The 26,221-nt window shown below is 64.7% G+C and carries 25 protein-coding genes; 7 read left to right on the top strand and 18 right to left on the bottom strand.

Going from position 1 to position 26,221, the window contains the following annotated elements:
* Positions 1 to 207: 207 nt before the first annotated feature.
* From rlmM to AC1PLU_RS18170, 5 genes are all read right to left on the bottom strand, one after another.
* Positions 208 to 1,251 (bottom strand): 23S rRNA (cytidine(2498)-2'-O)-methyltransferase RlmM, encoded by a 1,044-nt coding sequence (gene rlmM, locus AC1PLU_RS18190; RefSeq protein ID WP_074056737.1) that lies wholly within the window; start codon positions 1,249 to 1,251, stop codon positions 208 to 210.
* A gap of 36 nt (positions 1,252 to 1,287) precedes the next feature.
* Positions 1,288 to 1,848: a nucleoside deaminase gene (locus AC1PLU_RS18185; RefSeq protein WP_176339567.1), complete on the bottom strand. Its 561-nt coding sequence runs from the start codon at positions 1,846 to 1,848 to the stop codon at positions 1,288 to 1,290.
* Positions 1,848 to 2,264, bottom strand: coding sequence for a hypothetical protein (locus AC1PLU_RS18180; RefSeq protein WP_481093459.1), 417 nt, complete (start codon positions 2,262 to 2,264; stop codon positions 1,848 to 1,850). The genes AC1PLU_RS18185 and AC1PLU_RS18180 overlap by 1 nt, the downstream gene beginning before the upstream one ends.
* A 595-nt stretch (positions 2,265 to 2,859) precedes the next feature.
* Positions 2,860 to 3,789 (bottom strand): DMT family transporter, encoded by a 930-nt coding sequence (locus AC1PLU_RS18175; protein ID WP_104550468.1) that lies wholly within the window; start codon positions 3,787 to 3,789, stop codon positions 2,860 to 2,862.
* 228 nt (positions 3,790 to 4,017) lie between these two features.
* On the bottom strand, positions 4,018 to 5,757 hold the full coding sequence (locus AC1PLU_RS18170) for a glutamine--tRNA ligase/YqeY domain fusion protein (RefSeq protein WP_481106914.1): 1,740 nt from the start codon (positions 5,755 to 5,757) through the stop codon (positions 4,018 to 4,020).
* 247 nt (positions 5,758 to 6,004) lie between these two features.
* On the opposite strand from AC1PLU_RS18170, the gene AC1PLU_RS18165 reads away from it, so the two are divergent.
* Positions 6,005 to 6,646 (top strand): glutathione S-transferase family protein, encoded by a 642-nt coding sequence (locus tag AC1PLU_RS18165; RefSeq protein ID WP_481106913.1) that lies wholly within the window; start codon positions 6,005 to 6,007, stop codon positions 6,644 to 6,646.
* A gap of 2 nt (positions 6,647 to 6,648) precedes the next feature.
* Positions 6,649 to 6,879 carry a putative signal transducing protein gene (locus tag AC1PLU_RS18160; RefSeq protein ID WP_006449566.1) on the top strand — a complete coding sequence of 77 codons (231 nt, stop codon included), beginning with the start codon at positions 6,649 to 6,651 and terminating at the stop codon, positions 6,877 to 6,879.
* Positions 6,880 to 7,445: 566 nt separating this feature from the next.
* Here the strand turns inward: AC1PLU_RS18160 and AC1PLU_RS18155 are convergent.
* Genes AC1PLU_RS18155 through AC1PLU_RS18145 form a run of 3 tightly spaced genes read right to left on the bottom strand, consistent with a single transcriptional unit; the run spans position 7,446 to position 10,521 of the window.
* Positions 7,446 to 7,910, bottom strand: coding sequence for a response regulator (locus AC1PLU_RS18155; RefSeq protein ID WP_006452452.1), 465 nt, complete (start codon positions 7,908 to 7,910; stop codon positions 7,446 to 7,448).
* Positions 7,907 to 9,817, bottom strand: a complete 1,911-nt coding sequence (locus AC1PLU_RS18150) for an ATP-binding protein (protein WP_481106912.1) — start codon at positions 9,815 to 9,817, stop codon at positions 7,907 to 7,909. Before AC1PLU_RS18150 ends, AC1PLU_RS18155 begins: the two co-directional genes overlap by 4 nt.
* The gene (locus AC1PLU_RS18145) at positions 9,814 to 10,521 is read right to left on the bottom strand and encodes a helix-turn-helix transcriptional regulator (protein WP_481106911.1); all 708 of its coding nucleotides are present in this window, start codon (positions 10,519 to 10,521) and stop codon (positions 9,814 to 9,816) included. Before AC1PLU_RS18145 ends, AC1PLU_RS18150 begins: the two co-directional genes overlap by 4 nt.
* Positions 10,522 to 10,645: 124 nt before the next feature.
* Between AC1PLU_RS18145 and AC1PLU_RS18140 the strand changes: the two genes are divergently transcribed.
* Positions 10,646 to 11,161: an SgcJ/EcaC family oxidoreductase gene (locus AC1PLU_RS18140; RefSeq protein WP_104550462.1), complete on the top strand. Its 516-nt coding sequence runs from the start codon at positions 10,646 to 10,648 to the stop codon at positions 11,159 to 11,161.
* An 83-nt stretch (positions 11,162 to 11,244) separates the two neighbouring features.
* Positions 11,245 to 11,895, top strand: coding sequence for a peptide-methionine (S)-S-oxide reductase MsrA (msrA, locus tag AC1PLU_RS18135; protein ID WP_481106910.1), 651 nt, complete (start codon positions 11,245 to 11,247; stop codon positions 11,893 to 11,895).
* A 260-nt stretch (positions 11,896 to 12,155) separates the two neighbouring features.
* Here the strand turns inward: msrA and AC1PLU_RS18130 are convergent, their stop codons facing one another.
* From AC1PLU_RS18130 to ahpC, 6 genes are all read right to left on the bottom strand, one after another.
* On the bottom strand, positions 12,156 to 12,725 hold the full coding sequence (locus tag AC1PLU_RS18130; protein WP_023902773.1) for a type 1 glutamine amidotransferase family protein: 570 nt from the start codon (positions 12,723 to 12,725) through the stop codon (positions 12,156 to 12,158).
* A gap of 158 nt (positions 12,726 to 12,883) precedes the next feature.
* On the bottom strand, positions 12,884 to 13,852 hold the full coding sequence (tal, locus tag AC1PLU_RS18125; protein WP_023902774.1) for a transaldolase: 969 nt from the start codon (positions 13,850 to 13,852) through the stop codon (positions 12,884 to 12,886).
* Between the two features lie 61 nt (positions 13,853 to 13,913).
* Entirely contained in the window at positions 13,914 to 14,345 is a 432-nt protein-coding gene (gene rnk, locus AC1PLU_RS18120; RefSeq protein WP_023902775.1) for a nucleoside diphosphate kinase regulator, read from the bottom strand.
* A 447-nt stretch (positions 14,346 to 14,792) separates the two neighbouring features.
* The gene (locus AC1PLU_RS18115) at positions 14,793 to 15,734 is read right to left on the bottom strand and encodes a LysR substrate-binding domain-containing protein (protein WP_023902776.1); all 942 of its coding nucleotides are present in this window, start codon (positions 15,732 to 15,734) and stop codon (positions 14,793 to 14,795) included.
* Positions 15,735 to 15,825: 91 nt separating this feature from the next.
* Positions 15,826 to 17,418 carry an alkyl hydroperoxide reductase subunit F gene (gene ahpF, locus AC1PLU_RS18110; RefSeq protein WP_074056745.1) on the bottom strand — a complete coding sequence of 531 codons (1,593 nt, stop codon included), beginning with the start codon at positions 17,416 to 17,418 and terminating at the stop codon, positions 15,826 to 15,828.
* A 218-nt stretch (positions 17,419 to 17,636) separates the two neighbouring features.
* A complete protein-coding gene (gene ahpC, locus AC1PLU_RS18105; protein WP_006451401.1) occupies positions 17,637 to 18,200 on the bottom strand; it encodes an alkyl hydroperoxide reductase subunit C in 564 nt (187 codons plus the stop codon).
* 202 nt (positions 18,201 to 18,402) lie between these two features.
* On the opposite strand from ahpC, the gene prmC reads away from it, so the two are divergent.
* The gene (gene prmC, locus AC1PLU_RS18100; RefSeq protein WP_481106909.1) at positions 18,403 to 19,254 is read left to right on the top strand and encodes a peptide chain release factor N(5)-glutamine methyltransferase; all 852 of its coding nucleotides are present in this window, start codon (positions 18,403 to 18,405) and stop codon (positions 19,252 to 19,254) included.
* Between the two features lie 90 nt (positions 19,255 to 19,344).
* A complete protein-coding gene (pip, locus tag AC1PLU_RS18095) occupies positions 19,345 to 20,286 on the top strand; it encodes a prolyl aminopeptidase (protein WP_481106908.1) in 942 nt (313 codons plus the stop codon).
* 138 nt (positions 20,287 to 20,424) lie between these two features.
* Here pip and AC1PLU_RS18090 read toward each other — a convergent pair whose 3' ends face one another.
* From AC1PLU_RS18090 to AC1PLU_RS18075, 4 genes are read right to left on the bottom strand one after another with little or no spacing between them, the layout of a single operon-like run.
* Positions 20,425 to 21,222: an N-formylglutamate amidohydrolase gene (locus AC1PLU_RS18090; RefSeq protein WP_115039874.1), complete on the bottom strand. Its 798-nt coding sequence runs from the start codon at positions 21,220 to 21,222 to the stop codon at positions 20,425 to 20,427.
* A complete protein-coding gene (locus AC1PLU_RS18085) occupies positions 21,215 to 21,766 on the bottom strand; it encodes an NUDIX hydrolase (protein WP_006451767.1) in 552 nt (183 codons plus the stop codon). The genes AC1PLU_RS18090 and AC1PLU_RS18085 overlap by 8 nt, the downstream gene beginning before the upstream one ends.
* A complete protein-coding gene (locus tag AC1PLU_RS18080; RefSeq protein WP_481108549.1) occupies positions 21,763 to 22,758 on the bottom strand; it encodes a 5'-3' exonuclease in 996 nt (331 codons plus the stop codon). The genes AC1PLU_RS18085 and AC1PLU_RS18080 overlap by 4 nt, the downstream gene beginning before the upstream one ends.
* On the bottom strand, positions 22,746 to 23,321 hold the full coding sequence (locus AC1PLU_RS18075; protein WP_481106907.1) for a nitroreductase family protein: 576 nt from the start codon (positions 23,319 to 23,321) through the stop codon (positions 22,746 to 22,748). Before AC1PLU_RS18075 ends, AC1PLU_RS18080 begins: the two co-directional genes overlap by 13 nt.
* Positions 23,322 to 23,682: 361 nt before the next feature.
* Between AC1PLU_RS18075 and AC1PLU_RS18070 the strand changes: the two genes are divergently transcribed.
* Positions 23,683 to 26,046: a DUF1631 domain-containing protein gene (locus AC1PLU_RS18070; protein WP_481106906.1), complete on the top strand. Its 2,364-nt coding sequence runs from the start codon at positions 23,683 to 23,685 to the stop codon at positions 26,044 to 26,046.
* Positions 26,047 to 26,221 lie beyond the last annotated feature (175 nt).

Here is a 26,221-nt window from a genome sequence, read left to right as displayed (position 1 = left end):
CACCAGCCTGCCACGATGACGTACCACAGGCCGTGCAGTCCACTAACGGAGCGGCTGCCAGCAATCACGCCGGACTGCCAACACTGCGACTGCGCGCGGGTGAAACATCACATCAAGCCACGCGAATGCTCACCAGCGCCCAAAGCAATGACGCCACCAATCCCCCGCTTTTACGAATCCCCCATCCCGAATCCCCAATCCCAGCTCTCAGCCCCGCATCGCCAGCACCGTGATCTCTTCGCGATCGTGATACAGCTGCTTGGCGCGCACGATCAGCGATTTCTCGGACTGTTGCTCGAACAGATCCAGACACAGGCGGGTTTCGTCCCAGCGCTTTTTCATCGGCAGCTTGAGGTTGAAGATAGTGTTGCGGCACCAGCCTTCGCGGATCCAGGTGGCCATGCGTTCGGCGACGCGACGCGGTTGTTCGACCATGTCGCAGACCATCCAGTCCAGCGGCTGCGCAGGCTTCCAATGAAACCCGTCGGCGCGCAGATGCTCGACCAGACCGGTTTCCAGGACATGCTCGCGTAACGGGCCGTTGTCGACGCTGGTGACATGCACGTGCTGGCGCGTGAGCACCCACGTCCAGCCGCCAGGCGCCGCGCCCAGATCGGCCGCGCGCATACCTGGCTTGACCAGTGCTTCGCGTTCTTCGGGTGTGAGCAGGGTGAGCAGTGCTTCGTCGAGTTTGAGCGCCGAGCGCGATGGCGCCTCTGGCAACAGTTTCAAACGTGGGATGCCCAGCGGCCACGGCGCACTGTCGGCGCTGTCGGCCACCGCCAGCAGGGCGTGGTCGCCATCGAGAAAGCAGATGTGCAGGCGTGCCTGGCGCGGCTGCGGTTTGTCGGTGAGTAGGCCGGCCTTGCGCAAGGCCGGACGCAGCGCATTGCCGAAGCTGCGTGCCAGCCCTGCCAGCGGCTTGCCCGCGTCCGAATCCGGGTGTTCCACCCATAGATCGCCGAAGCGCTGCTGCCCTTCCAGTGCGGCCAGGATCGGCGTGATGCGGTCCTTGGGGTCGATGCCTTTCAGCTCGGCAATGACCACCAGCTTCTGCCGCGCGAAGATCAACTCGCGCCAGTGCAGCTTGGCGGCCAGTTGTGCGGCCTCATCGCAGACGAACAGCACATAGCCATCGTTGCGTTGCGTGCGCGCATAGCCGGCGATGCCGACGAATGCGGCGCGTGCGCTCAACTCGGCAGCCAGCTCCGGCTCAAAGCCTTGGCGGCAATAACACAGCAGGCCGCTCATCGCAGTGCCTGGCGTGCTTGATCGAGGCGTTCGAGATCAATAATGGTCACCGCCGCCCTCGCCGTAGTTACGCAGCACGGTGCAGGCCTGGTCGCGATGCACGTCGCGCACCACCTCGATGCCGCGGCGGGTGAGTTCGCCCACCCAATCGGCGGGCAGCGGGCCTTCGTCGAATTCGGTCAATGCCATCACGTCTTCGGCGCGTGCGCCGATCAGCAGGCGATCGATGCCGGCCCACACCGTGGCGCCGTAGCACTGGCAGCACGGCTGCGCAGAGGTGGCCAGTGTCACCGGCGACAGCACGTCGTTCAGGCGCGGGGTCTGCAGGCGCTGTTGCGCGAGCATGTAGGCCATGTTTTCGGCATGCGCCAGCGAGGTGGTCTGCGGCACCACGCGGTTCACTGCCGCAGCGATGATGCGGTGATCCGGGCCGAACACGACCGCGCCGAATGGGCCGCCGCTGCGTTCCTGCACGTTCATCCGCGACAGCTCGATCGCCAGCGCCACCTTGTCGGCGTCGCTGGGATAGGCACGGCTGTCGTCGACATGCGCGTGGATCCAATCGGGCAGCGTGAGGTGGACTTGCGCGTAAAGCATCAGTGGACCATTTCGGTAGAGGGGGGAGCGGGGCGCAGTGTATCGGCCTGGGCGTCCTTTGCGGCACATTGCCCGGCCACGCACTGGCAGGCGCTGATCTCGCGGAATCCGCACACGCTCATCATGCCGCTGGCCTGGCACTGCGCCATCACGCCTTTGGGGTCGGTGGCGCTGTCGACGTTGACGCAGGCGGGAAATGCGCCACAGCAGTTGCCGACGTTCTTCACCGTGCAATCGGCATCGGTGCGGCAGGTGGTGGTGACGGTGATCGGCTTGCCGGTTGCCGGCCCGCTTGCCGAGCCGGTGGCCGGAGGCGGCGTGGTTGTATCGGTTGGTGGTGCGGCCACGCAGCCGATCGAAACAAGGCAGCCCAGCAGCAATATCGTGCTCAGGCACCAGGACAAAGGACGGGACATGCGGCCGCTCCGATCAGGACATGTGAGCTGCCATGGTAAGCCCCTGATGTGCGGAGTGTGGCGAGACTTGGGTCAGTGACGGCTGCTTTGCCTGGTCTAGTTCGGGCAACTGGTGACGGAGCACTTGTGGAATTGCGGAGAGATCGGTCGTAGAGCGTCTGATCTACGGCTTGGTTGCAGGGCCCTTGCCCGCCCACCATCGCGGGACACGCCGCAAGTACGTCCGTGTAGGCTCTTACGCGGCATCCATGCCGCGTAAGGTCCCGCGACGGTGGGCGGGCAAGGACCAGTCGAGATGGTCGGTGTGCAGGGTTTTCAATAAAACAGCCGGCAAACTTTCTGGTGCGGTGTCCTCGCCGATTGCGGGACCGTGTGGCGGCATGGATGCCGCCACCGAGCCTCCACGGACGGATTTACGGCGTGTCCCGCGAGCGGCGAGGGCACCGCGCACTCGTGCATGCTTCAGGCCTTACGGCGGTTTGGTCGTGTCCGTAGTAGCGATTTATCACCAGCTGATCTTGTGCAGACAATGAGGCCGGGTAATCCGTCTCAGTGGAGTCCATTGCGGTTCATCACGCATTGCAAGCCGACTGTGTCATTTCGCTTCCGCATGCAGCGCCGCGCACCACAACACGCCGACCAATAAACAGGTAATAGCGGCGAGCTCCAGCGGCGTGGGTAGGCGCATTTCCCAGGCAAAGCCGTACAGCAGCGCAAAGATCGTTTCGAACACGATCATCTGGCCGACCAGGGTCAGTGGCAATACCCGGCTGGCCCGGTTCCACAATGCGTTGCCGATCACCGAGGCCAGGATGCCCAGCAACAGCGAGATGCCCCAGAAACTCGCCCATTCGATCGGCGCGTGCGTCGCGCTGCCAATCAGCGCGGCCGGCGCCAGCACCAGCGCCAGTGCACCGGTGACCACGCCGGTCAGCAGCGACCAATCGCCGCCGGACAGGTCCGGGCGCCGCCGCAGCCAGCGCGCATTGACGATCGAATAGGCCGACCACGATGCCAACGCACCGAATGCGCACAGCAGGCCGGCAATGCGGGTGGCGCGATCGCTGGCGTGCTGGCCGGAATCGTGTTGCAAGGTGTCCAGTGCGACCAGCGCCACGCCAATGACGCACAACAGGCACGGCGCAGCCAGGCGCCGCAATTGCACTGCGCCGGCGGCCCGCGTGCCGATCACGGTGACCACCACCGGCAACAGGCCGATGATCAGCGCGGTGGCCGCACTGCCGGCCCACTGCACTGCGCTGCCGAGCAGCACGTAATAGATCAGATTGCCCAACAAGCTCAGACGCACCAGCGCCCACCATTCGGCGCGCCCCATCCGTGCAGCGGTCTGGCGTGCGCGCGGTGCCAGCACCAACGCCGCCACTGCGCCATACGACAGATAGCGTGCCACGGCCAGTTGCAACGGCGTAAATGCCGCCAGCAATTGCGGTGCCAGAAACACCAATCCCCACAGCGCGCCTGCACCGATCCCGCAGGCGACACCCACCATCAAGCGCTCACGCATCGTGCTGCTCCTTTATGCCGTGCAGCATGCAATGAAGTGCTGCACGCAGGCTCCATTGCGCTTGTTCAATTGTTCATTAGCTCAGAAGACAACGCTCTGAGGTGGTGTCACGTGGGGTGCGTGACGCGCGTGGCAGCCATCAACGCGCCGCTAACCGGATGCCACGCGTCACTGCGACTGTCATTGCCGCAGCCGCACCGGATGGCTGCCATCCGGTGCGGAGTTGACTCACTTGGCCCAGGTGTCGCGCAGGGTCACGCTGCGATTGAACACCGGCGTGGCGGCACCGTGGTCACGGCGATCGGCAACGAAGTAGCCGGTACGCTCGAACTGGAAAGACTGCTCGGGCGCAGCCTGCGCGGCGCTCGGCTCCACATAGCCGCGCACGCTGCGCTTGGACTCGGGGTTGAGATAGTCGCGGTAGGTCTTGCCTTCGGATTCGTCGTCGGGCTTTTCGACCGAGAACAGACGGTCGTACAGACGGATTTCCGCTTCCACCGCATGCGCGGCGCTGACCCAGTGGATGGTGCCCTTGATCTTGCGGTTGGCGCCTTCCATGCCCGGACGCGATTCCGGATCCAGCCAGCCACGCAGCTCCACGATCTCGCCAGCAGCGTCCTTGATCACCTCGTCCACGCGCGCAATGCCGGCACCGCGCAGGCGGACTTCGCCGCCCGGCACCAGACGCTTCCAACCCTTGGGCGGCACTTCGGCAAAGTCCTCGCGCTCGATCCACAGCTCACGCGAGAACGGCACCTCGCGCGTGCCGAAGCTCTCGTCCTTGGGGTGGTTGGAAAAGGTCAGCGTCTCGGTGTGGCCTTCCGGCAGATTGCTCAGCACCAGCTTGATCGGGTCGATCACCGCCATGCGGCGCGCGGCGGCCGTATCCAGATCCTCGCGCAGGCAGCCCTCCAGCACCGAGAAATCGATCAGCGAATTCTGCTTGCTGATGCCGACCCGATCCACAAACAGGCGCATCGCCGCCGGCGTGTAGCCGCGTCGACGCAGGCCCTGCAGCGTGTACATGCGCGGGTCGTCCCAGCCGTCCACCAGCTGTTCTTCCACCAGCGCGGTGAGCTTGCGCTTGCTCATTACCGTGTAATTGATGTTGAGGCGCGAAAATTCGATCTGGCGCGGCTTGGCGGCCTCGCGCGGCAGGCCCTTGTCCAGCAGCGGCTGCAGCAACTCCGGATGCGCGGCCAGATCCACCTTGTCAACGCACCAGTCGTACAACGGGCGGTGGTCTTCGAATTCCAGCGTGCACAGCGAATGGGTGATGCCTTCCACCGCATCGCCCAGCGAATGTGCGAAGTCGTACATCGGGTAGATCGGCCATGCGTTGCCGGTGTTCTGGTGCTCGACATGCTTGATGCGGTACAGCGCCGGATCGCGCAGGTTGATGTTGCCGCTGCCCATGTCGATCTTGGCGCGCAGCGTGCGTGCGCCATCGGGGAATTCGCCGGCGCGCATGCGCCGAAACAGGTCCAGGTTTTCCTCGACGCTGCGCTCGCGGAACGGCGAATTGCGGCCGGGCTCGGTCAGCGTGCCGCGGTATTCGCGCACCTGCTCGGCGGACAGATCGCAGACGAAGGCATGGCCGTCGCGGATCAGTTTTTCCGCAGCCAGGTAATACACCTCGAAGTAGTCCGACGCGTGGCGCAGCTGCGCCCATTCGAAGCCCAGCCAGCGCACGTCGTCCTGGATGGCGACCACGAACTCGGGGTCTTCCTTGGCCGGGTTGGTGTCGTCCAGGCGCAGATTGCACAGCCCGCCGAACTCGGCCGCCAGGCCAAAATCCAGGCAGATCGCCTTGGCGTGGCCGATATGCAGGTAGCCGTTGGGCTCGGGCGGGAAGCGGGTGCGGATGACCGTGTGCTTGCCGCTGGCCAGATCCTCGCGGACGATCTGGCGGATGAAGTCTTTCTTCTCCGCCGGGGCGGTGGCGTCGGTGGCTAGGGTCTCGGACATGCGCGCATCAGCAATAGGTAAACCACAAGTTTAGGCGGTGGCACCGGTTTAGGGGTAGGACGCGTGTCGGTAGCCGGGCAGTTTGCGGCGATCGCGCGCCTTCGTTACCTGCGGGCAATCACCGGGCTGGCAAGGGCTCCGTGTGGTCGACCCCATGCAGGACCAACTGCATTGGCGAGCGATAACCAGGCTGGCCGTCATCGCCGCCGACGCGTACGCTGCGCCGATCCTTCGGAGTGCCCCACGCATGCCATTGCCCCGCCTGGTGATCGGCGACAAGACCCTGTCCTCCTGGTCGCTGCGCCCGTGGCTGTTGCTGCGGCACTTCCAGGTGCCGTTCGAGGAAATCGCACTGCCGCTGAATACGCCCGAGTTCCAGGCCCGCATCGCCGGCTATTCGCCGACCCGGCAGGTGCCGGTGCTGTGGGACGGCACCCTGCATGTCTGGGATTCGCTGGCGATCTGCGAATACGTCAACGAGCGCTGGCTCGCCGGGCGCGGTTGGCCGGCCGACCTGGCCGTGCGGGCGCAGGCGCGCGCCGCCGCCGCGGAAATGCATTCGGGCTTCGCCGCCCTGCGTACCCAACTGCCGATGGATCTGGCCCGCGCGCCCGGCCCCGCGCACTGGGACGCGGCCGCTGAGCGTGACATCACCCGCATCCAGGCGCTGTGGGCAAGCCTGCGCGCCGAGCATGGGCACGCAGGCCAGTACCTGTGCGGTGAGTTCGGCATTGTCGATGCCATGTTCGCCCCGGTCGCACTGCGCTTTGCCGGCTACGGCGTTCCGCTGTTCGAAGCCGCTGGCGACTATCTGGCCGCACTCGATGCATTGCCGGCACTGCGCGAGTGGAAGCAGGGCGCCGAGCGCGAACGTCTGGGGCATCATTGATCATGCAGATCGCGTATCGCGCCAGTCACATCATCGACGCGCATCTGGCCAAGCACGCGCTGGAAGATGCGGGCATCACCGCGTTTGTGTTCGGCGAGTCGCTATTGGGCGGCGCCGGCGAACTACCCGCATTCGGCGTACTGCAGGTCTGCGTGGCCGACCTGCATCTGAGTCAGGCGCAGGCGGTGCTGGCTCAGATCGGGTTGTGCGGCGAGGTTACGCGGGCGGTGTGATGTTCATGGCGGCAATCAGGACGTAGCGAGCGGTTGAGTAGTCGTTTTGTTAGCGACTCTTTCGAGTCGTGGTGTGGCTTAGATGCAGTCAAATGTCTAGGTCATGAGCCTAGGTGGTCGAGGGCGCGATGCCCCTCACCGCTAGCGGGACACGCCGTAAATCCGTCCCTGGAGGCTCGGTGGCGGCATCCATGCCGCCACACGGTCCCGCAAGCGGTGAGGGCACCGCGCCAGAGAGTCTGCTGGTTGCTTTTTTGAAAGCCATGCACACCGACACTCTCGACTGGCCCTTGCCGGCCCACCGTCGCGGGACCTTACGCGGCATGGATGCCGCGTAAGAGCCTACACGGACGTACTTGCGGCGTGTCCCGCGACGGTGGGCAGGCAAGGGCCCTGCAGCCAAGCCGCAGATCATCCGCTCTAAAAACCCAACTCTGCTGGCGCCACCCCGGCGGCGCAGCATCCGACGCGCAGACGCTACTACAAGGACGTACTTGCGGCGTGTCCCGCGACGGTCGGCGGGCAAGGGCCCTACAGCCAAGCCGCAGACCATCGGCTCTAAAAACTTAACTCTGCTGACGCCACCCCGGCGGCGCAGCATCAGGCGCAGCGAGGGCGCGCAGACGCTTGAACAGCACCGTAGTTTCGGCCACGTTCCAGACCCGCAGCGCGACCTCGAAGGTGTCCAGGGGCTTGGTCAAAAAATCCTTCGCGCCGAGGCCTAACGCACGGTGGCGCGCGCTGCGGCTGGGGTCGGCGGTGAGCACGATCACCGGCAAAAAGTGGCCGGGGTCGGACAGCCGCGCCAGTTGTTCCAGCAGCGCATAGCCATCCAGCTCGGGCATTTTCAGATCCAGCAAAATCAGGTCCGGCGCGAATGCAGACACCAGCCCCATCACCCGCAATGGGTCGGTGGTGGCGATCACCTGTTGGAAGCCTTCGCGCTGCAGCAGGTCTTCGAGCAACCGCACATTGGCCGGCTCGTCGTCGACGATGAGGATGCGGGAACCTAGGATTTCGTCGCGTGTCATGCCAGCAGCTCGTCGATCACAGTGAAGAATTCCGCCACATCAAGCGGTTTGGTCAGATACGCGCGTACGCCCTGATTGCCCACACGTGCCAATGTGGCAGTGGTGGCATCGGCGCTGATCACCACCACCGGCACCTCCGCAGTGGCCGGCTGGCTTTGCAACTCGCGCAGCAATTCTTCGCCGTTGCCGTCGCTCAAATGCAGATCCAGCAGGATCAGATCCGGCAGGCCTTGCTGCAGCAGCTCGCGCGCCTGCGCCAGGCTGGCCGCTTCGAGCAGTTGCCACTGCGGGCGACGCTCGCTGAGGGTGCGGATCAAAGCCTGGTTGGATGGGTTGTCTTCGATGCTCAGCAACCGGCACACACCGCTGCCGGCGCTGCTCGGCGGCACGATGGTGCGCGCCGGTTCGCTACGTTGCGGGTCACCCTGCGGTAGCGCGATCCAGAAGCGCGCGCCATCGCGGCTGCTGTCCACGCCGATGCGCCCGCCCATTGCCTCGATCAGGCGCTTGCTCAACGCCAGGCCCAGGCCGGTGCCTTCCACCGCCGAACGCTCCGCACCCAGCCGCTCGAACGGCGTGAACAGGCGTTCGATCTGCGCCGGCGTGAGCCCCGCGCCCTGGTCGGCGACCGTGATCCGCACCTGCTCGCCATCCGGCTGCGCGCTCACCTGCACCTGGCCGCCGGTGCGATTGAACTTGACCGCGTTCGACAGCAGATTGAGCAGCACCTGACGCAGCCGCTGCGCATCGGCGCGCACTGTCCATGGCCCATCGATGGCGGCCGGTTGCAGCGCGATGCCGTGCTTGTCCGCGTCCGGCGCGATCAGGCCAAGGGCTTCGTGGACGGCGGCACGCACCGAGATCGGTTCCGGGCTCAGATCCAGCTGATCGGCTTCGATACGGGCGATATCCAGCAACTCGGTGATCAGCCCCAGCAGATGCCGGCCGGCACCGAGAATGTGTTGCAGATGGCGTCGGTGCGCAGGTTCGGGCAGATCCATTTCCAGCACCTGCGCGTAGCCCAGAATCGCATTGAGCGGCGTGCGCAATTCGTGGCTGCTGCGCGACAGGAATTCGGTCTTGGCGCGGTTGGCGGTTTCGGCCTCGCGACGTGCCAATTGCGCTTCGGCCGCGCGCGCGGCGAGCAGTTCGCTGGCCTGGGCCAGGCGCTGACCGACCTGGCCCAGTTCATCGCCTGCACGCGGCTGCGGTGCCAGCGGCAAGCCTTCGCCCAGCCGATCCGCATTGGCCGCCAACGTGCGCAAGCGCCCGGACAACGCCGATGCGAACCACGCCACCGCAAAGACCGCGCCCAGGCCACCGAGCATCGCCGCGCTCAAGGTGATGATGAGATTGCGCTGGCGCAGCCCCTGCGCCTTGGCGGTGCGCACCTGCAACTGCGCGGTTTCGTAGTTGCGCAGTTCGCGCAATTCGGCGCGCAGGATGTCGAGTTTGTACTTGCCGTCCCAGAGCTGGCGGATCTCTTCTTCGCGGCTCAGATCCGGTGCCAGCAAACGGCGCCAGCCCTGCATTTTTTCGGCAAATAACGGCTTGATGCGCGCAAACCGCTGCGCTTGCCCCGGGTCGGTGATGCGTTGCGACAGCCGCTCTGCCACGCGTTGCAAACGCGGTTCGGCATCGCGATACGGGGTGAGGAATTCATCGCGGCGCACCAGGCGATAACCGCGCACGCCGGCTGCAGTTTCTGCCAAGAGTGCGTGCGCTTCGTATAGATCGCTCAGCACTTCAAGGGTCTGCCGCACATCGTTTTCGGCGGCGATGTTCTGCCGTTCCACGCTGTAGATCGCCATCAGTGCGACCGCCAGCAGCAGCAGCGGCAAGGTCACCACCGCCAGGCTCTTGCGGGTGATCGGCCAATCGTTCCAACGCACCGCCAAAGCATTCATAGCGCGAGTCCGGCATGGACCGCGTACACCGCGGCCTGGGTGCGATCTTTTACCTCAAGTTTCTGCAGGATTCGCTCCACATGCACTTTTACCGTGCCGGGAGAAATCCCCAGTTCAGCTGCGAGCGTAGCGTTGGTGAGCCCGCGCGGGAGCAGCGAGAGCACCTGTTTCTCGCGTTTGCTCAGTGCGCTGAGGCGATCGTCCTGCACCGGTTTACGCCGGCGCGTGGCGAGCGGTTTGGCCGGTTCGGCCACCATTGCCGGCAGCAATAGCGCGAACGCCTGCAGCGCCTGCACATCGTCGTTGCCAGGTGCGGGGCGGCTGTCGTTCCAGGCAACGCACAGCATGCCGTGGGTGGTACCCAGCGCATGGATCTGTACCTTGGCTTCGCGCATATCGGCCGGGCGCGGTGGCATCAACCAGGTCGCCTCATGGCTGTCGCCGGCAGCGCTGGCGCCGGGCGGCAGTGCGCGGCCGCGGCTGGCGAGTACCTGCGCGCGCGGACCGCGTTGCGCGAGCACCGCGCCGTGTTCCAGGCCCAGCAACAGCAACACGCGTCCCAGCACCGCATCGCAGGCCTGCTCCGGGGTCTGTGCCTGCCGCAGCGCCACAGCGGTCTCCCAGAGCGCTTGCCAACGTGCGCTATCGGCGGCGTCGCGCCGTAGCGCAAGGCGCCAATCACCAGCATTGGTGGGGGTTTCCATGTTTTGCCTCTAGGCCGATCAGCATATTTGAGTATATGCCACTCGGCAGAATTTTCGAGGCCAGGCGATTTCGATACTGAGCCTGCCCGATGAGGCACCCCCATCAACTACACGGAGATTCCCCATGCGTCGCACCTTTATCTCTCTGGTTCTGGCTCTGGCTGCCACCCCGGCGCTGGCTGGCGGCGTGATGCACTACACCGACAAGGCCAAGCTGCCTGCCGATGGCGAAGAGCGCGAAGTGGCTGCGTTGTTCGACACCTGGAACGCGGCGCTGGCCACCGGCAACCCGCACAAGGTTGCCGATCTGTACGCACCGGACGGTGTGCTGCTGCCGACCGTCTCCAACGAAGTGCGCGCTTCGCGGGCGCAGATCGAAAAGTACTTCGAGATGTTCCTGACCAAGAAGCCGCAGGGCGTCGTCAACTACCGCACTGTGCGCGTACTCGATGAAGACAGCGCAGTTGATGCCGGTGTCTATACCTTCACGCTGACCGACAAGGACGGCAAGAAGAGCAAGGTGCAGGCGCGCTACACCTTCGTGTACGAAAAGCGCGACGACAAGTGGCTGATCATCAACCACCACAGCTCGGCGATGCCGGAAGTGGACACCGCCACTGCCTCGTTGACCAAGAAGTAACGCCGTATTGGCCGTAGTGGCTTGAAAGCCGCTACGGCCGGCGCCATCCAGCAGGCAACCCTTACACACGCGGGAGTTGCACCATGCTGGGAATCGGCGCCTTCAAGCAACGCATGCCACGTCCAGGCGAAGCACTACCGGGACGCGAGCAAGCGCTGCCGCTGCACAACACGCACCTGATCAACGGCCATCCGTTGCGCGGGGAGTTCACCGGCCTGGCCCAGGTGCAATTCGGGCTTGGCTGCTTCTGGGGCGCAGAACGCAAGTTCTGGAACGTGCCAGGGGTGTACAGCACGGCAGTGGGTTACGCCGGTGGCGAAACGCCCAATGCCACTTACGGCGAAGTGTGTTCAGGGCAGACCGGCCACACCGAGGCGGTGCTGGTGGTCTATGACGCACAGGCGGTGTCGTTTGCGCAATTGCTGCGCACCTTCTGGGAAAGCCACGACCCCACCCAGGGCATGCAGCAAGGCAACGACGTCGGCACGCAATACCGCTCGGCGATCTATTGCACGACACAGGAGCAATACGACGCTGCGCTGGCCAGCCGCGATGCGTACCAGCAACAACTGGACGCAGCCGGGTATGGCGCAATCACCACGGAGATCCGTTTCCCGGCACCTACGTTCTATTACGCCGAAGACGATCACCAGCAATATCTCGCCAAACATCCCAATGGTTATTGCGGGCTTGGCGGAACGGGAGTGAGCTGCCCGATCGGGCTGGATGCCTGACGGAAAGGCGGGTCGGATTGAGCGCTGTCATCCATTGTGGTGACGTGCCGATGGCCAACAGTGACCGGCAGCGTTATCACGATCAGGCAGCGCATGGGAGTGCATGCCAGGCAACTTGAATGGCTACGTTGGAGACAACGTGGCCATCTTTTTTTGCGGCGGTCGCAAGGCAATGTCTGCGACGCGGCGGGGAGCAGCGATGCAATGCGTGCAGACAATCAGCTGTGCCGGTTCAGATCCGCCGGCTCACATCTTCCAGGTCAGACGAACTCACCGGCGAACATGCCGCGCAGCTGCGAGAGCATGTCGGTGCGTTCCGGATGCAGCAGTCGCATGCAGGCCAGCGCGAAACCGACCGGGCTGGTGCCGGGCGCGGTGATCACGCCGTCGGCAGCGACGACTTTTTCGTGGCGATAGTGTGCAGCGCCTGCATAAGGCACCACGTGTTCCTGCAGAAAGGCCAACGTGTTGCTGGTATGCGCGCGGTCGTCGAGCAAACCGGCATAGGCCAATGCGATGGTGGCGCCGCAGATTGCAGCGACCGGGCGCTGCTGTTGCACGCGTTCCACCAACAGGCCGCTCAATCCGGGAATCTCGCCGGCCTGCCAGCGTTCGCTGCCGGGCAGGATCCAGAGATCGGCCTCCAGCGGTGCCAGATCGGAAAGCGCGAAGTCCGGTGTGATGCGCAAGCCGCCAATCGACTGCACCGGCTGGCCGTCGATACTGGCGATGGCAACCTGGTCGCCGAACCATTCACGCGCCGCCGGCAGTACGACGCCGATTTCCCAATCGGCCACGCCGTCGACCATCACCACTGCAATGTTTGCCATTGTCCGCTACGCCAGTTGAGGAATCCGGATTCTAGGCAGTGCGCGCGCGGCGGTTGTAAGCGTTGTGTGGAGGATGGCGCTGAACGAAATCCCAGAAACGACAACGCCCGCAGGCTGATAAGCCGCGAGCGTTGGCGTCACACAACCGTGATAGGCAATCAGCCGGCGAGTTTGTCGGCGATGGTCTTGCGCAGCGCCTGCAGATCCTTGGCAAAGGTGTCGATGCCGCTGGCCAGCTTGTCGGTGGCCATCGGGTCGGCGGCCAGATCGGTGGCGAAGCTGTCGCTGTCGATCGGGGTGATCTGTGCGTTGTCTGCTTGCGCAGGGGAGAGCTTGCGCGGCAACTCGCCGTGTTCGGCGTCGAGCTTTTCCAACAGCTCTGGCGAGATGGTCAAACGATCGCAACCGGCCAGCGCTTCGATCTGCGCGGTGGAGCGGAACGAAGCGCCCATCACCACCGTGGACGAACCACGCTGTTTGAATTCGTTGTACACCGTGCGCACGAACACCACGCCCGGATCTTCGTCGATGCTGGCCGGGGTCTGCCCTTGGGCGACGTAGTAATCCAGGATGCGGCCAACGAACGGCGAAATCAGGAACACGCCGGCTTCTGCGCAGGCAAGCGCCTGCGAGCGGTTGAAGATCAACGTGAGGTTGCAGTCGATGCCTTCCAGCTGCAACTGGCGGGCCGCTTCGATGCCTTCCCAGGTCGCTGCGATCTTGATCAGGATCTTGTCTTTGGACACGCCGCGCTCGGCATACATCGCGATGAACTTGCGCGCCTTGGCGATGGTGGCTTGGGTGTCGTGCGCCAGGTCGGCATCGACCTCGGTGGAGACGCGGCCTGGCACCAATTCGGACAGTTTGGTGCCCACGCCGACGGTGAGACGGTCGGCGACTTCGTTGACGGTGGCCGTGCGATCTTCGCCGCCGTGTTCGCGGCCCCAGGCCAGTTCCTGCTCGATCAACTCCGCATAGACCGGCAGGTCCAGCGCTTTTTTGACCAGCGTGGGATTGGTGGTGCAGTCGACCGGCTTCAGGCGCTTGATGGCGTCGTAGTCGCCGGTGTCGGCAACGACGACAGACAGCTCACGCAGTTGAGCAAGCTTGGACGGGGATGCAGTCATGCGGGTTCTCTCGAATCGTGGACGGGTCGTGGATAGGACGCAGCGCGTTACGTTAGCGCGCTCAGCGTTGTAAGTCGTCGGCCAATGCATGTTGGTCGTGCACGGCAGTCACACGCAGGCGCAGGTCGCGTCCGTCTGGCGTGCGCCAGTCGATGCTCTGGCCGACCGACAGGCCAAGCAGCGCACTGCCAACCGGCGCGAGCACCGAAATGCGGCCGTGCTGTACATCGGCCTCGTGCGGATACACCAGGGTGAGCGTATGTCGTTCGCCATGCAGCTCATCTTCGCAGTCGATGCGGGAGTACATGGTGACGACATCGCCGGGAATCTGATCGGCTGGCACAACGCGTGCGCGGCCCAGTTCGTCGCTCAGCGCAGTGGCGGCGGGATGCTTGTTGAATGCGGGCGAATCGAGCAATGCCTCGAGACGGGCGAGGTCATGGCTGGAAACAAGAATGGACGGCGGCAAGCCGCTGTGGTGTTGCGAAGGCATGGCAATCTCCTGACGACGACGGCTCGCCAACACGGTGAGCGTCATCTACAAGATGAGGGCGCCGTTGGTCGATCGCAATGCGCGGCCAGGTAGCGCAAGCCATAGTGCTTGCTGAGTGAGGCAGACGCGGTTTTTGCGAATTGCAGGCATTGGCCAAAGGGTCAGGCAAGCACGCCAATGCGTCAGCCGCGGTCGCAAGCAACAAGGTTGAAGTCTGCCGCATGCCCATGACGCGGAGGCCGCCGTGCGCGTTCAGATGCCTTGCGCAGTAACCAAAAGCTAAACAAAAAACGACGCTCGCGCGTCGCTTATGTCCGGTGGCAGGTGAGAAAGCATCGTGCGAAGCGACCGCAGCCGTGAAACAATTTTCCGAATCCCGAATCCCGAATCCCGAATCCCGAATCCCGAATCCCGAATCCCAAATCCCAAATCCCAAATCCCAAATCCTCAGGCAGCGACCGCCTTGGGGCCGGTGGTCGGCTGGTCCAGGGTAAACAGGCTTTCAGGCAATTCCTTGAACAGCTGCGACAGCTGCTCCAGAAACGCGGTCATAGCCGAACTGCGGCGCCAGACCATTGCGATACGCCGGCTGGGCTGCTTGTCTTCGCGGAAGCGGATCAGGCGGATGTTTTCCGAACGTGCCACCGGCGGTTTGACTGCCAATAGCGGCAACAAGGTGACGCCCACATTGGCGGCCACCATCTGGCGCAGGGTTTCCAGGCTGGTGGCCTGGAACTCGGATTTTTCCAGCGCGCCGGCCAGATGGCACACGTCCAGGGCCTGTTCGCGCAGGCAATGGCCATCTTCCAGCAACAACAGGCGCTGCTCGGACAAGTCGTCCAGCGTCATGCTGTCGTGGCGCGTCAGCGGATGGCCTTCCGGCACCGCCAGCACGAAGGGTTCTTCGAACAGGAATTCTGCGTGCAGCTGATCGTCCTGCACTGGCAGCGCGAGTAGCGCGGCATCCAGCCGCCCTTCGCGCAACTGATGGATGAGCTGGTCGCTTTTTTCTTCGATCAGCAGCAGTTCCAGGCGTGGAAAACGCTGGCGAATGCCCGGTACCACATGCGGCAACAGATACGGTGCCAGCGTGGGAAAAATGCCCAGCCGCACGGTACCCGCTTCCGGGTCCTGACTACGTCGTGCGGCTTCCTTCATCTGTTCCACTTCGGCCACGATGCTGCGCGCGCGCACCGCGGCTTCACGGCCGGCAGGCGTCAACATCACCTTCCGCGGCGCGCGCTCCACCAACGAGACGCCGAGCTCGTCTTCGAGTTTCTTGATCTGGGTGGACAGGGTTGGCTGACTGACGAAACACGCCGTTGCAGCACGACCAAAATGCTTGTGGTCGGCCAGGGCTACCAGATACTTCAGGTCACGCAGATTCATGTGCAGCAGCCCTTGTTGCGTTGACGGGAAACGACGTGAGCACTTGGCGAGCTTAACGCCTGGGCGGTGCCGGGCGCTGTGTTGTGGGCGGTTATGCGGCCTCAGCCACAACCTCGGCGCTGACCGGTGCACTGGAGCGGATCAGGTAATCGAACGCGCTCAGTGCAGCCTTGGAACCTTCGCCCATCGCGATCACGATCTGCTTGTACGGCACCGTGGTGGCGTCGCCGGCAGCGAACACGCCGGGGAGATTGGTCTGGCCACGGTCGTCGACGATGATCTCGCCGCGCGGCGACAACGCCACCGCACCCTTGAGGAACTCGGTATTGGGCAGCAAGCCGATCTGCACGAACACGCCTTCCAGGTCGACATGCTGGATGTCGCCGCCGGTACGGTCCTTGTAGACCAGGCCGGTGACCTTCTGCCCATCGCCCAGCACTTCGGTGGTCTGCGCGCTGGTGATGATGCGCACGTTGTGCAGGCTGCGCAGCTTGCGTTGCAGCACTTCGTCGGCGCGCAGCTTGTCGTCGTATTCCACCAGCGTGACATGCGCCACGATGCCGGCCAGATCGATCGCGGCCTCGACACCCGAATTGCCGCCACCGATCACCGCCACGCGCTTGCCCTTGAACAGCGGGCCATCGCAATGCGGGCAATAGGCCACGCCCTTGTTCTTGTACTGATCTTCGCCCGGCACGTTCATCTGCCTCCAGCGTGCCCCGGTGGACAGGATCACGGTCTTGCTCTTGAGCGAGGCGCCATTGGCCAGCTTGATTTCGATCAGGCCATCGGCACCGGCCGGAATCACCTGCTCGGCACGCTGCAGATTCATGATGTCCACGTCGTACTGACGCACGTGCTGCTCGAGCGCGGCGGCCATCTTCGGGCCTTCGGTTTCCGGCACCGAGATGAAGTTTTCGATCGACATGGTGTCCAGCACCTGGCCACCGAAACGCTCGGCGGCCACGCCGGTGCGGATGCCCTTGCGTGCGGCATACACCGCCGCTGCCGAACCGGCCGGGCCACCGCCGATCACCAGCACGTCGAAGGCGTCCTTGGCCGCAATCTTGACCGCGTCGCGCTTTGCAGCGTTGGTGTCGAGCTTGGCGACGATCTGCTCCAGCGTCATGCGGCCCTGGTCGAACAATTCGCCGTTCAAGTAGACGGTGGGCACCGACATGATCTGGCGGGTTTCGACTTCTTCCTGGAACAGCGAGCCGTCGATGGCGACGTGCTTGATTCGCGGGTTGAGCACGGCAGCAAGATTCAGCGCCTGCACCACGTCCGGGCAGTTCTGGCACGACAGCGAGAAATAGGTTTCGAACTGGTAGTCGCCATCCAGGTGCTGCACCTGCTCGATCAGCTCGGCGGTGGCCTTGGAGGGGTGACCGCCGACCTGCAGCAGCGCCAGCACCAGCGAGGTGAACTCGTGGCCCATCGGCAGGCCGGCGAAGCGCAGCGAGATGTCCTGGCCAGGCGTGGTCAGCGCGAACGACGGCTTGCGCTGGTTGTCGTCGCGGTGGATGTCCAGGCTGATCTTGTCCGACAGCAGCACCAGGTCTTCGAGCAGGTCGAGCATCTCGCGCGAGCCGGCGCTCTCGTCGATCGAGGCATTGATCTGAATCGGCCGCGTGACCCGTTCCAGGTAGGCGGTCAGCTGGGTCTTGAGGTTGGCATCCAACATGGAAAACTCCTGGGAATGGGCAAGGGGAGGGCGTGGCGTCGCTGCGATGAGGCAGGTCGCCGGGGAGGAGGGGATGAACCGCAGCCGGCGCAATGCTCGGGAATGCGTGCTGGCGATGGCTGGCGGGCAGCCCGGCACCGGCTCCGGTTCACCCCCGGCCCATCGCTGGGCCGGAGATGTCCCTCCGGCCTGGCGACAGGCCGAAGGGGTGCGTCGACTTAGATCTTGCCGACCAGGTCCAGCGACGGAGCCAGGGTCTTGGCGCCTTCCTTCCACTTGGCCGGGCAGACCTGGCCAGGGTTGTTGGCGACGAACTGGGCAGCGGTCAGCTTGCGCAGCGTCTCGGTGACGTCGCGGGCAATCGAGTTGTCGTGGATTTCCAGCGTCTTGATCACGCCTTCCGGGTTGATGATGAAGGTGCCGCGCAGGGCCAGGCCTTCTTCTTCGATGTGCACGCCAAACGCGCGGGTCAGCTGGTGGGTCGGGTCGCCGATCAGCGGGAACTGCGACTTGCCGACGGCCGGCGAGGTCTCGTGCCACACCTTGTGCGAGAAGTGCGTGTCGGTGGTGACGATGTACACCTCGGCACCGGCCTTCTGGAACGCAGGATAGTTGTCGGCGGCGTCTTCCACTTCGGTCGGGCAATTGAAGGTGAAGGCGGCCGGCATGAAGATCAGCACTGACCACTTGCCCTTCAGGCTGGCTTCGGTGACTTCGATGAAATTGCCGTTGTGGTACGCATTCGCCTTGAACGGCTTGACCTGGGTGTTGATGAGAGACATTGAGTTTCCTCGAGCGATGAAAGGGGGGCGGGGGATGGAACAGCCGCCATGGTAGGTAGGATCGATAGATTTCTCAAATCGATTAATGGGATTGCATAGATAGGCTGTGGCTATCGACTTTGCAGGCTGTCTCTGCCGCTGCAGGGGGCCATTCCATCTCCGATAATGGTCAGCCGATGTTTCGCAGGAGTGAATGATCCGTATGAGCGACGACCCAGCCGGCCTTGCTGCAGACCAGCTGCTGCGGCGGGCAGCCGAGCGGATCGAGCGCAGCGATGCCGAACCGTTGCTGCTGCATGCGCTGGGGCGCGACCGCGCCTGGTTGTTTGCGCATGGCCGCGATCCGGTTGCGGATGCTGTCGCGCAGGCGTTCGAGGCGCTGGTGCAGCGGCGTCAGGCCGGCGAACCGGTCGCGTATCTGACTGGTACGCGTGGATTCTGGACGCTGGATCTGGCGGTCTCGACTGCCACCTTGATCCCGCGCGCCGATACCGAGGCGCTGGTCGAGCTCGCCCTTGAGCGGTTCGACAACATGCCAGGCCGCTGCGCCGCCGATCTGGGCACCGGGAGCGGCGCGATCGCACTGGCCATCGCCAGTGAGCGGCCACACGCCCAGGTGATCGCCACCGATGCCAGTGCCGCAGCGCTTGCTGTCGCCCAGCAGAACGCCAGCCGCCATCAGCTACGCAATGTCGAATGCCGGCTGGGTCACTGGTTTGCACCGCTGGCGGGTGAGCGCTTCGATCTGATCGCCAGCAACCCGCCGTATATCGCAGCGCACGATCCGCATCTGAGTGAAGGCGATCTGCGCCACGAGCCGGCCAGCGCGCTCGCCTCCGGCCCCGATGGACTGGACGACATCCGGCTGATCGTCGCCGATGCGCCCATGCATCTGTTGCCGGGCGGATGGCTGCTGCTCGAACACGGCTGGGACCAGGGCACGGCGGTGGCCGACCTGCTGCGCGCGCGCGGTTTCGAGGCGGTGGCGACGCATCAGGATCTGGAGCAGCGCGATCGGGTGACGTTGGGGCGCTGGGCGCACGCTGCGGTCTAAGCGTGCGCCAATCGCGTTGTGCGTGTCGTCGGTTGCCCGTGGGCATGCGCCGGCTGCCGATACACTAGCGGTTTCCCGCAGGACCGACGCATGCGCACGCTCTATCCCGAGATCACGCCGTACGACCACGGCACCCTCCAGGTCGACGACCGCCACACGCTGTATTTCGAGCAGTGCGGCAACCCGCAGGGCAAGCCGGTGGTGATGCTGCACGGCGGCCCCGGCGGCGGTTGCAACACCAAGATGCGGCGCTTTCACGACCCGGCCAAGTACCGCATCGTGCTGTTCGATCAGCGTGGCGCCGGCCGCTCGACCCCGCATGCCGATCTGGTCGACAACACCACCTGGGATCTGGTCGCCGATATCGAGCGCTTGCGCGAACACCTGGGCATCGCGCGCTGGCAGGTGTTCGGTGGCAGCTGGGGCTCGACGCTGGCACTGGCCTACGCGCAGACCCACCCGCAGCAGGTCACCGAGCTGGTGCTGCGCGGCATCTTCCTGCTGCGTCGGTTCGAGCTGGAATGGTTCTATCAGCAAGGTGCCAGCCGGCTGTTTCCGGATGCCTGGGAGCATTACGTCAATGCGATTCCGCCGGTGGAACGCGCCGATCTGATGTCCGCCTTTCATCGCCGGCTCACCAGCGACGACGAAGCCACGCGCCTGGCCGCAGCCAAGGCGTGGAGCGTGTGGGAAGGCGCCACCAGCTTCCTGCATGTGGACGAGGATTTCGTCACCGGGCATGAGGACGCGCACTTCGCACTGGCGTTCGCGCGCATCGAGAACCACTACTTCGTCAACGGCGGTTTCTTCGAGGTCGAAGATCAGCTGCTGCGCGACGCGCACCGCATCGCCGACATTCCCGGCGTGATCGTGCACGGCCGCTACGACGTGGTGTGCCCGCTGCAAAGCGCGTGGGATCTGCACAAGGTATGGCCGAAGTCGACACTGCAGATCAGCCCGGCGTCCGGCCATTCGGGCTTCGAGCCGGAAAACGTCGATGCGCTGGTGCGTGCGACCGACGAGTTTGCCTGAGCGACGACGTCGATCACCGCCGAGGCATGCGCCTAACGCAATCAGCGCATGACCTGTAGGAGCGCGCTCGCGCGCGATGAGGCGTTACCGGTAAAAACCTCGTCGCGCGCAAGCGCGCTCCTACAGTGATTGCCGGTTCTAACGCGGCAGCAGCGCATCCGCCAATGGCGGCAGGATGCGCGCCAATCGATCTGCCCAAGCACGTTGCCCCGCCGCATCGGCGATCAGATCCTGGCGCAGTTCCAGTTCCACATGCAGCAGGCCGCGGCCTTCGCCGTAGACCGGAATCGCATAGTCGCTGGTGTCGCTGACCGCGTAGGGCTGGTTGTCGCCGACCACCAGATCCGGCTCGTTGCGCAAGGCATGCAACAAGCGGTGTGCCAGCCGTGTGTCGCGGTGGTACAGCACGCCGGCATGCCAGGGCCGTGCGTTGCCGGCCATCGCCGGTGTGAAGCTGTGCATCGAGACCAGCAGCGTGGGCTGATCGCGCGCCTGGCGTGCATCGAGTTCTGCAGCGATGCGCGCGTGGTATGGCGCGAAGATCTCGTCGATGCGTTGCCGCCGCGCATCGGCCGATAGCGCCAGATTGCCTGGAATCGATGTGCCGTCGCTGACCTCGGGCATCAGCGTGGTCGAACCATGCGGACGATTGCAGTCGATCACCAGCCGCGAATAAGTCTGGGCAATGGCGAACGCATCCAGCGCATCGGCCAACAAACCGGTGACTTCGGCAATGCCGATATCCCAGCCGATATGGCGGTCCAGCTCATGCTGCGGCAAACCCAGGTTTGCCAGCCGCGCCGGCACGCGCTGACCGGCGTGATCGGCGATCAGCAGCCACGGCGATGTCGCGTGCGCGTTGAATACGGTGAACGTTGCGGGATCGTCGGCGCCCAGCAAGCGGGCAGGGGTGACTTCAGTCGTCACTTCAACCACGCGGAGTGCCGTCCAGTGCGTGATCGACCAGATACAGCCCGGCCCACAACTTGGGATCCATCTGGTAGCCCTCGGCCATCTTCTGCACCAGCCAGGCGCCGACCTGTGCGCGCGGGATCTCGTGCACGGTGATGTCTTCGCTGGCATCGCCGCCGCCTTCGCCGACCTTGCGCAGGCCGGTGGCGCGCACGAAGGCGATCTTCTCGCTGCTGGCCCCGGCCGAGGTCGGGCCGATCATCAGCACTTCGGCGTGCTCGGCGGTCCAGCCGGTTTCTTCTTCGAGTTCACGAATCGCCGACAGCTCGATCGATTCATCGGCATGCACATCGCCGACCAGGCCAGCCGGCATTTCGATGGTGCGCGCCTGCAACGGCACGCGGAACTGTTCGACGAACAACATCGCATCGTCCGGCGTCACCGCCACGATGATCGCGGCCAGGCCGCCGGCATGCACGCGCTCGGAATATTCCCAGGTGCCGCGCACGACCATGCGCTGGTACTTGCCTTCGTAGACCACGGTGGGCGGGGTGTCGTGTCGGTTCATGGGTGCAGACCTTGTTCCAGGGAAACGGTGGGAAGCGCTGCGGGTGCGCCGGTGCACGCGGCCAGCAGCCGACGCCGGGTGAGCGGGCCGAAGCGCAAGCTCTCGCACAATCCGGTCAGCATGTCCGCGTCGGCCTGCGCACGCGTGAAACCTGTTGCGGTCAGCGCCAACGGCGCATCGAGCGCAATGGTGCTGAGCTGGCGCCACAGCAAGGCGTGTTCGCGCTGTTCGCGCAGCCGCACCGCCATTTGCGCGGCGCCACGCAGGCGCAAAAATGGGAGTTCGTCCACGCGCTCCAGCAAGGCATCCAGGCTGCCGAAATGCGCCAGCAATATTGCGGCGGACTTGGCGCCGATGCCGGTGACGCCGGGAATGTTGTCGATGGCATCGCCGCACAGCGCCAGATAATCGGCGATCTGGTGCGCATGCACGCCATAACGGGCCTTGACGCCGTGCATGTCCCAGCGTTGGTTGCGTGCGTAATCCCATTGTTCGTCGTGTTCGAACAACAGCTGCGACAGATCCTTGTCGGCCGAGACGATCACCCCGCGCAAGCCCTGCGCACGCGCGCTGTGCAAGGCGCTGCCGATCAGATCGTCGGCTTCGTAGTCGCGGTGGGCCAGCACGCTCAGGCCCAATGCCGCGCACAGCGCCTTGCAATGCGCGAACTGGCGCCGCAGCGCATCCGGCGCGGGTGTGCGATTGCCTTTGTAAGCGGGGTAGAGCGCGTGGCGAAAACAGCTGTCCAGCGCTTCGTCGAAGGCGATGGTGATGTGCGTGGGATCTTCGCGTTCGAGCAGGTCGAGCAGAAAACGCGCAAAGCCATGCACCGCATTGGTCGGCCAGCCCTGCGCATCCTGAAATTCGTCCGGGATGGAATGCCAGGCGCGGAACACGTACAGGCTGGCATCGACCAGATACAGCGGGGTCGGGCGCGCGCTGGTGGGCGGCGCGCCGTCGATCGTGGTGGTGTACGAGGTCACGGTGTCCAGTCGCGCAGCAACGCACGCGGATCCGGGCGCTCGCGTTCGGGGACCTGCATGCGTGGCGTGCCGATGTGGATGAAGCCGGCGATCCGCTCGTTTTCTTCCAGGCCCAGATAGCCGGTCACTGCCGGGTCGTAGGCCATCCATGCGCTCAGCCACTGCGCGCCGAAACCGTACGCCTGCGCCGCCTGTAGCAGTGCAAAGCACACGCAGCCGGCGGTCAGCAATTGTTCCTGTTCGGGCACCTTGTGTTCGGTGCGCAGCGAAGCGATCACCACGATCGCCAATGGCGCATCGTTGAAGCGCCCGCGTTCTTTCGCGATCGCCGCAGCCGATGCCAGCGGGTCGGCTGCCTGGGTGCGTTCGGCCAGGAAATCGCCCAGTGCCTGGCGCGCGTCGCCGCTGATGCGCAAGAAGCGGAACGGCACCAGCTTGCCGTGATCGGGCACGCGCACCGCCGAGGTGAGCATGCGCAGCAGAGTGTCCTCATCCGGCCCGGGCTCGCCGAGCTGTTTGGAAGGGACCGAACGGCGCGCGTCCAGCGCCTGGAGCGAATACGGTGCGTGCATAGTTCCGGATCGAGGCAGCGAAACGGCAATTATAGACGGGCCCTTCCCAACGCCCGCCGCGTTGTGCCCGGCCAGGCACCTGCAGGCGCAACCGGGCCAGGGCCGACGGCGTGGGCGAGCCTGCCAAGCGCAAGGCTTAACCCTCGCCAGCGTATAAAGGGCTTGGCAAGCGCCACAGCGGCGCTGCAAGCTACGATGTTCACTTGACACGCAAACCACGGGCGGTCACGAATAAAGTGAGAGATTCATCACATTTAATGGATGAGCGAAACGCCTACCATGCAGTAGCGGAATTTGGGGCCGCGTCCGTTTTTTCTTGTTTGAATATTTTCACGCCTGCAGGGGCGGGGAGCCTTTGCGCATGACTTTTCAGCCCAGTCCGTCGGGACACCCGGGCCGTGACCAACGCTTGCTTGAACAGGCGCATGCCGCGTTCGTGCCGGCAATTGCGCAGGTATTTGCCGCTGCAGTCGCACATTTCGACGATGTGCTGTTCGATCGCGCCGAATCTGCGGGCACCTCGCAGTTGCTGTTTCTCGATGGCATGCGCGAGCTGCGTCGCAAACGCGACGACGTGGCCGACCGCTTCCGCCAACAGCTCGAAGACGGCTGGCAGGCGCTGGTACTGGGCATGCCGCTGTCGGCCGAAGTGGTGCTGGCTGGCGAAGTCGGCACCGGTCCGCTGAGCCTGGTGCCCGAACATGTGCTGGAATCGCGGCTGGCAGTGCGCAATCTGGCCACCGTGCTGCTGCGCGACTTCAAACAGGTCCTGGCGCGGGTGGACCGCCGCCTGGGCTGGATCGCCGGCGGCCTGGAACTGGTGGCCGATACCAACCCGATCGGCCCGGAACACCTGGGCGTGGCCATCCACGAAGCCTTCGCCATTTGCGACCTGGCGCCGGAAGTGCGCCTGGTGCTGATCAAACTCTGCGAGCGCGACCTGGCCGAGCCGATCGGCAAGTTGTACGCGCGCCTGGACGAAACCCTGCTCAAGGCCGGCGTCATGCCGGAAATGTCGCCACCCAAGCGTCAGCCGCCCCGCGCGCAGCCGCGCGGCGACACGCCCGAAGAGCGCGCGCGGCCCGATGGCCAGGGGCAGGGCGCGGCTGCCGAGATGGGCGGCGACGATCAGAACGACCAATACGCACCGGCCTGGGCCAACCGTTTTCTGGACCGCTGGGCGCATAGCCGCGGCCGCATGCAGGCTGCCACCCAGCGCGGTCATAGCGATGGCGGCGGCAGCGCAGGTGGGATGGACGGTGATGGCGATCATCCCGGCGGTAGCCAGGGCATGCTGCTCGAAGCGCTGCACGAACTGCTGCAGCAGACCCGTAGCGTGCGCGACAGCGCCGCGTCTGCGGCAACGGTGGCGGTGGGCCAGCAACGCCCCCTGAGCCAGCGCGAAATGATGTCGGTGCTGTCGCTGCTGCAGGCCACGCCGAGCGGGACGCTGGGCGCGTCCATGGGCGATGACAACGAATCGCTGGCGCAGCGATTGAAGAACGAAGTGCTGTCCAGCGCCACGCGGCTGGGCGTGGATCCGGCCACCGCAAAACTCGACCCGATGGACGAAGATGCGATCGATCTGGTCGGCATGCTGTTCGATGTGATGCTGGACGAGCGCGATCTGGAAAATCGCTCGCGCGAGATGATCGGCCGGCTGGTGGTGCCGTTCGTCAAGGTCGCGCTGCTGGATCGCAAGATGTTCGTGCAGAAGACCCATCCCGCGCGGCGCCTGCTCAACTCGCTGGCCGAGGCCTGCGAAGGCAATACCGGCGACAGCGCGGCCGAACGCGTGCTGATGGGCAAGGTCGAGGAAATCGTCGACCGCCTGGTCGCCGAATTCAACGAGAACCTGGCGATCTTCCAGACCCTGGAAGAAGAATTCCGCGACTTCCTGTCGCAGCACCGGCGCCGGGTGGAGATCGCCGAGCGCCGCGCCACCGAAACCCAGCGTGGCCAGGAGAAACTCGAACTGGCACGCAGCCGCGCGTTGTTCGAACTGGAGCAACGGGTGCTGGCCGGCGCGCCATTGCCCAAGGCAGTAGAAGATTTCCTTCGCCAGCCTTGGCTGCATCACCTGACCATGGCGATCCTGCGCGACGGCGACGAAGGTCCCGGCACCGTCGAAGCGCTGGCGCTGGCCGATGGCGTGCTGGAAGAACTGGCCGAGGCGCGTCGCCATATCGTCGGCAAGCCGTGGCTGCAGGTCTGGCAGCCGGCGCTGTATCGCGTGTTCGCCAGCATCGGCCTGCATGGCGATGCGGTAGTGGTGGCGATCAGTGCGCTGCACGACACCTTGCAGGCGATTGCCGAAGCGCGCCCTGAACTGGAAAAGTCGCTGCCCGACTTGCCGCAGGTCAACCTGCCGCCGCCGGCCGCCGAAAGCATCAATGTGGTGCTGGGCGCCGAAGCGGTGGCGCAGAGCATCGACAGCGCCGACGCCACGCGTTTTCGCGCGATGGATATCGGCACCTGGCTGGACTTTGTCGACAAGGACGGCAAGGTGCAGGCCGGCAAGCTGTCCTGGGTGAGTCCGATCTCGCAACGCCTGCTGTTCGTCAACCGCCGCGGCGTGCGTTTTTGCGTCGCCTCGCCGGAAGAGCTGGCGGTGATGGTGCGGCTGGGCCGCCTGCGCGAGCACATCAACGACGGCGCCTTCGACAGCGCGATGCAGGGCGTGATCGACCGCCTTGATCCGTTGCATAACGGCACCGTGCACTGAGAGTCGCGATCAAGGCACCTGCGCGCGCCGCCAGGTGTGCTGCCATTACGCGATGCGGCAATGCCACCCGTACGCGGCGGTTCCAAGCGTTCCATCCGCATCCAGCTGGCGACCGATCGCCAGGTGGTTCAGCCAATTCAAACAGGCCCGGCACGCTCGCGATGTGGGTGCCCTT

This window comes from Xanthomonas sp. NCPPB 2933 (assembly GCF_056725225.1).
Note: the sequence above shows the minus strand (reverse complement) of the source record. Positions and strands in the feature narration are given on the sequence as shown.